This is a genomic window from Candidatus Cryosericum terrychapinii (assembly GCF_003570925.1).
In the GTDB taxonomy this organism is placed as follows: domain Bacteria; phylum Caldisericota; class Caldisericia; order Cryosericales; family Cryosericaceae; genus Cryosericum; species Cryosericum terrychapinii.
The window spans coordinates 1-5,587 of record NZ_QXIS01000037.1; the positions used below are offsets into that span (position 1 = coordinate 1).

The following is a 5,587-nucleotide window of genomic DNA, read 5'->3' on the forward strand; positions in this document are numbered from 1 at the left end:
TCGGCCCTGTCGAGGCCGTCAACGGGTTCTGGGTCGCGCGCGCCGGCCAGGACAAGGAATACAGCGTCCTGACGTGGAAGAGTGAACAGCAGGTCCGAAGCCGCATGAGTCGTGCCGGCACGATCTGGTGGGTGCTCAGCCTGCTGGCGTTTGCTGCAGGAGTCCTCGCCATCATCGTCTCGTTCAACTAGCAGCTCTGGTCACATTCGCGGCGACAGGAGGAACTTATGCCCGAACTGATTCGAGCGAAGCGCGTATACGAAGAATACAGCTCCGACGACGGGACGCGCGTCCTGGTAGAACGCCTGTGGCCTCGTGGCTTCACCCGTGAGCGGTTGCACGCCGACTCGTGGCTGCGTGAGATTGCACCGACAGCAGAATTGCGCACATGGTATGCGCACGACGTCGTAAAGTGGCCGGAGTTCATGACGCGGTACATCACCCAGCTCGACACGCAACCCGACCTGGTCGAGTCACTGCTGGAGATAGCTCGCCGTGGTCCACTCACGCTGCTGTACGCAGCTAAGGATACCGAACACAACAGTGCGCTCGTCCTGCTGAACTACCTCAAGGGCCAGCTCAAAGCAAGGTAGCGTTTCCGTCTATTCGCCGAACAACCCACCCTTCGACTCGTCGGCTCCTGGCTCGATTGCTGCTGGAGCCGAATCTACGCCCCCTGGCGCTTTGAGCAGGCGAGCGTTGATGGCGACAATGATAGTCGACAGGGACATGAGGACCGCGCCGATGGCTGGGCTCATGACGAAGCCGGCCCCGGCGAGCACGCCTGCCGCCAGTGGAATGGCGATAACGTTGTAGCCCGTCGCCCAGGCGAGATTCTGCAGCATCTTGCGATAGGTGGCACGTGAGAGCTGTACGACTGCGACAACGTCGCGGGGATCATCACGGACCAAGATGACATCCGCCGTCTCGATGGCAACATCCGTGCCGGCGCCAATCGCAATCCCGACATCGGCCTGCGCAAGAGCCGGGGCGTCATTCACGCCATCACCGACCATGGCAACCGTCAAGCCTCTCTTCTGCACTTCCTGGATCTTGGCTGCCTTCTCGTGCGGAAGCACTTCGGCAAAGAAGTCATCGAGTCCCAGGTCCTTTGCCACCCATTCGGCAGCAGCGCGGGAGTCACCGGTCAGCATGATGCTCTTGATGCCCATCTGGCGCAGAGCCGCGACGGCGTCGCGAGACTCGGGCCGTATGGTATCGGCCAGCGCGATAGCTCCCTGAACAGCACCGTCGACCAGGACGTAGACGACCGTCTTCGCCTGCGAGGTCAGCACGTCGACCTGAGTCGAGGAAACAGCCAACTCGTGATCGATGACGTAGCTGGGCCGAACAACCATGACCTTGTGACCGTCCACTGTTGCCTGTGCGCCGACCCCGGGGAGCGCCAGGAACTCGCTGATCTGGGGCAAGGCGAGGGAGCGCTCCTGTGCACTGCGCACGATGCCGAGTGCGACGGGATGCTCGGACTGAGCCTCGACGGCGCCGGCCAGTCTCAGTATCTCGTCCGACGTGCTCGCCTCGTTCAGGGGAACGATGTCGGTGACGCCGAACAACCCCGTGGTAAGTGTCCCTGTCTTGTCGAATACGACGGCCTGCAGATTGCGGGCCTGCTCAAAGGCAGTCCTGTTGCGGAGCAGCAGGCCGTTCTGTGCCAACAGAGCAGTTGACACGGAGACGACCAGTGGAATGGCAAGACCAAGAGCATGCGGACATGTCGTCACCATGACCGTAACCATACGTTCCAGCGCGAAGGCAAGCCCCCTGCCGAGAAACAGCCAGACGACCAGTGTCAGCGTACCCGCGCTGAGAGCAATGATGGTCAGCCAGAGCGCTGCCCGGTCGGCAAGCACCTGTGTTTTGGACCGTGATTCCTGAGCGCGGCGGACCAGGTCGACGACCTGTGCCAGGTAGGTGTCACTCCCAACCTTCTCGATGACGACCGTCAGGGCACCTTCGCCGTTGATCGCACCGCCGATAACGGCGTCGCCCGGCTTCTTGTCTACTGGGCGCGACTCCCCGGTCAGCATGGCTTCGTTCACGCTCGATGCTCCGCCCTCGACGCGCCCGTCGACCGGGACCTTCTCACCAGGCTTGACCAGTACTCGGTCCCCGGTCGCGAGGTGAGCAACTGGATGGTCCATCACGGTGCCATCGGGCATAATGACGTGTGCTTCAGAGGGCATGAGTCGCGCCAGGCTCTCCAGCGCACGGGAGGCACCCATCACGGACTTCATCTCCAGCCAGTGACCAAGAAGCATGATGTCGATCAGCGTCGCAAGCTCCCAGTAGAAGTCCATGCCCTGAAGCCCCAGCGAGACCGCAGCGCTGTACACAAAGGCCACCGTGATTGCCATCGCAATAAGTGTCATCATGCCCGGGGTCTTCGCCTTGAGCTCTTCGAACAGTCCTTTCAGGAAAGGCATGCCACCGTATACGTATATGAACGCTGACAACACGAACAGGGCCCACGTCGAGCCGGTAAATTGCAGCTTCGTGCCCAGGTGCAGCAGCAACTGCACAGGCTCCGAAAGGAGTAGGACCGGGACGGTCAGGACAAGGCAGACGAGGAATCGGGTTTGGAAGTCACGAATCATGTGAGCGTGGTGGTCGTGTCCCTGGTGTTCGTCATGACCGGCGTGGCCACCCGGCATGTCGTGCCCAGCATGCTCCATCTCTGCATGCATGGTGTGGTCATGCCCTTCCTGGTGTGCGGCGTGCGTGTCGTTGGTCATATCGTGATGTATGTGCTCATGGTCTTCCATGTATGGCCTCCGGTAGTCTGGCGAACTAAGTCCAGTCTACGTGAAAGCGCACATACTCAACGCGCCCGAAAGGAGATAGATGCAAATAGAAAGAGCGATTTGGATTTCCCCGGGTCGCTCAGCCGTTTCGGATGGTGGAGAAAGCTTTGCTAGTGCTTCTCGGGAACATCCTTAGGCGCCGGCGTTCCTTTGTGCGACGCGGGCATTTCAATGTATCTTTGGGGATTCCCGTGGAACGAGTCCTTGCACCACTGGCTGCAGAAGCCGTAGGTCTTGCCTTCGAACTCCTCAGTGTATTCGGCCTCACAATTGTTGAGCAACATACCACAAACTGGATCCCATTGGTTGAAACAAGTCTTGGCCATCGGAGTCTCCTTGATTGACGGACCCACTTCTCACATCGATGAGAACAGCACCACACCACACCGCAGGATACCTGCAGCGCATTACCCACATGCACCAAGACACAGGAACACCAGCCTGTTCCACCTCGCACTCTTTCCGGTCACACCTTTATAGAAACATCTTCATCATATCGCGGTAGAGCATTGCTGTCAAAATGTTGTGGCGCGCCAGATCCGGGCCCAGAACAGACGTGTGGGGCCCATTTTCATTTGTGCCGGACGACGTTGGAGTATCATGTATTGGAGATAGACAGTCTGTGCCCTGACGGTGGAGGAATCGATGCCTGAAAACATGAACGTGAAACGTACCAAGGTTGTCGCCACACTTGGACCAGCGACGAATTCCGAGGAGATGATCCGGGCCCTCGCCGAACGCGGGGTGGATATCTTTCGGATCAATTTCTCGCACGGCACGGAAGAAGAACGCCTTGCCGTGATTGCTGCCGTGAAGAAGGTTCGTGGCGAACTCGACCTGCCACTCGCCATCCTCCAGGACTTGCAGGGACCGAAGATCCGTCTGGGAATGTTCAGTCAGGGATCATGTGAGATCGCAACCGGAGGCACCTTCTGTCTTACGACCCATACGGTGGACGGAAACGCCGAACAAGCCAGTGTGGACTGCCCTCCTCTTACCACCGAGGTTCGGCCCGGGGAGCTCATCTTCATCAACGACGGCCTGATTCGTCTCAAGGCACGTGAAATCCGGGGTGAAACCATTGTGACGGATGTCCTCAAGGGAGGAGTCCTTTCAGACCACAAGGGGGTCAACTTCCCCCAGTCGGACCTCCATGTCCCGTCAATCACGGAAAAGGACAGGCATGATCTTGTCACTGGCCTGCGAGCGGGCGTCGACTATGTAGCGCTCTCGTTCGTACGCACGCCAGACGATGTCCGCGAGCTCCGTACACTCATGGAGACATACGGCGCGCATGTACCGATCATCGTGAAGGTGGAAAAGTGGCAGGCAGTCCAGAACATCGAGAGTATCCTTGCCGTCGCAAACGGCATCATGGTCGCCCGGGGAGACCTCGGTGTCGAGATGCCTATCGAGGAAATCCCCATCATCCAGAAGACAATCATTGCCTTGTGCAATCGGATGGGCAAGCCAGTCATCACGGCGACTCAGATGCTCAACTCCATGGTCGAAAACCCGTCTCCAACGCGGGCAGAAGTGACAGATGTAGCCAACGCCATCTTCGACGGCACAGACGCTGTCATGCTCAGCAACGAGACGGCAGTCGGCAAGTTTCCCGTGGAGACGGTCGAGATGATGGGGCGCGTGATCGAGGCGACCGAACGAAGCAAGATGTACTGGACCACTATGGAGGCCCGCGATGCCGCGTCTGCCTCGGACACATCGGATGCGATCGCTCACGCCGCTGTCCGCACGGCTCAGACTGTTGGAGCCAAGCTCATTGTCTGCGCGACAGAGTCGGGCAGGACATCGATCCTGATCTCGCGCTACCGCCCCTACACCCCCATCCTTGCACTCACGCCAAGCGACCTGGTCCAGCGCCGCCTTGCACTGTACTTCGGCATCATCCCGATGGTCGTCAAGCAGTTCGAGAGTGTCGACGACATCCTTCGCACCGCAGTCGCAATGGCGCGCATGTCTCATCTGGCACGACGAGGCGACAAGATCATTATTACGGCAGGCTCGCATGCAGGAGTCGCCGGCAGTACCAATCTCATCAAGGTCGAGGATCTGGACTAGGCTCGCTCCCTGAGCATTGCAAATCGACCGGTACGCATAGAATGAGCTTGGCATAGTACCCCGGAGTTCCGGGGTATGCCATGACAAGGGGGAACAGGCGTGAAAAGAAAGGTATCCTATTTCAAGATCTTCCTGCTTGGATTCGGGTTCTTCGGTATTTCGATCCTCTGGTCGCTCTACAACTCAGATATTCCTATCATGTTGAAGAGTTTCTACAATTTATCCTATACAGCGTCAGGATGGGTGATGAATGTCGACAACATTCTGGCGATAACACTCATCCCGCTCGTAGGTTTCTGGTCAGACCATGTATGGACACGTATTGGACGCCGTATGCCGTTTATCATTTCAACATTGCCCGTCGGGGCTGTCCTGTTTGCGCTGGTTCCCTGGATTCCACTCTGGTTTGGCTCAAGCGCAACATCTCTTGTTGTGTTCGTTCTTGTTCTGTTCTTCATGAACATCTCCTTGGGGATTTCACGTTCACCCATCATCGCCCTGATGCCGGACCTCGTTCCATCGGAAGAGCGCTCACCAGCCAACGGCGTCATCAATTTCATGGGAGGATTCGGCTCCCTGCTGGTGTACTTCGTTATCGGCAAGATCTCGACGACCAATAGGCCGCTGGGTTTTGCGATTGCAGGAGCATCAGTTCTGATAGCCGCAGTTATCATGTTTCTGTCGAT

Annotated in this window: 6 protein-coding genes; 4 read left to right on the forward strand and 2 right to left on the reverse strand. The window is 58.1% G+C overall.

The genetic code is table 11. The features are described from left to right. The coding region (locus SMC7_RS07410; RefSeq protein ID WP_165845221.1) for a hypothetical protein at window positions 1-191 on the forward strand (191 nt) is incomplete at its 5' end. A 36-nt stretch (window positions 192-227) separates the two neighbouring features. After that, complete coding sequence (locus SMC7_RS07220) at window positions 228-593, forward strand: DUF488 domain-containing protein (protein ID WP_207798758.1); 366 nt, start codon at window positions 228-230, stop codon at window positions 591-593. A gap of 9 nt (window positions 594-602) precedes the next feature. Here the strand turns inward: SMC7_RS07220 and SMC7_RS07225 are convergent, their stop codons facing one another. Both SMC7_RS07225 and SMC7_RS07650 read right to left on the reverse strand, forming a co-directional pair. Beyond that, complete coding sequence (locus tag SMC7_RS07225) at window positions 603-2,783, reverse strand: copper-translocating P-type ATPase (RefSeq protein WP_165845222.1); 2,181 nt, start codon at window positions 2,781-2,783, stop codon at window positions 603-605. Window positions 2,784-2,932: 149 nt separating this feature from the next. Beyond that, window positions 2,933-3,148, reverse strand: a complete 216-nt coding sequence (locus SMC7_RS07650; protein ID WP_119089680.1) for a YHS domain-containing protein — start codon at window positions 3,146-3,148, stop codon at window positions 2,933-2,935. A 319-nt stretch (window positions 3,149-3,467) separates the two neighbouring features. Between SMC7_RS07650 and pyk the strand changes: the two genes are divergently transcribed. After that, entirely contained in the window at window positions 3,468-4,901 is a 1,434-nt protein-coding gene (gene pyk / locus SMC7_RS07235; RefSeq protein WP_207798759.1) for a pyruvate kinase, read from the forward strand. A gap of 99 nt (window positions 4,902-5,000) precedes the next feature. Beyond that, a partial coding sequence (locus tag SMC7_RS07240) for an MFS transporter (protein ID WP_119089681.1) occupies window positions 5,001-5,587 on the forward strand: 587 nt, incomplete at its 3' end.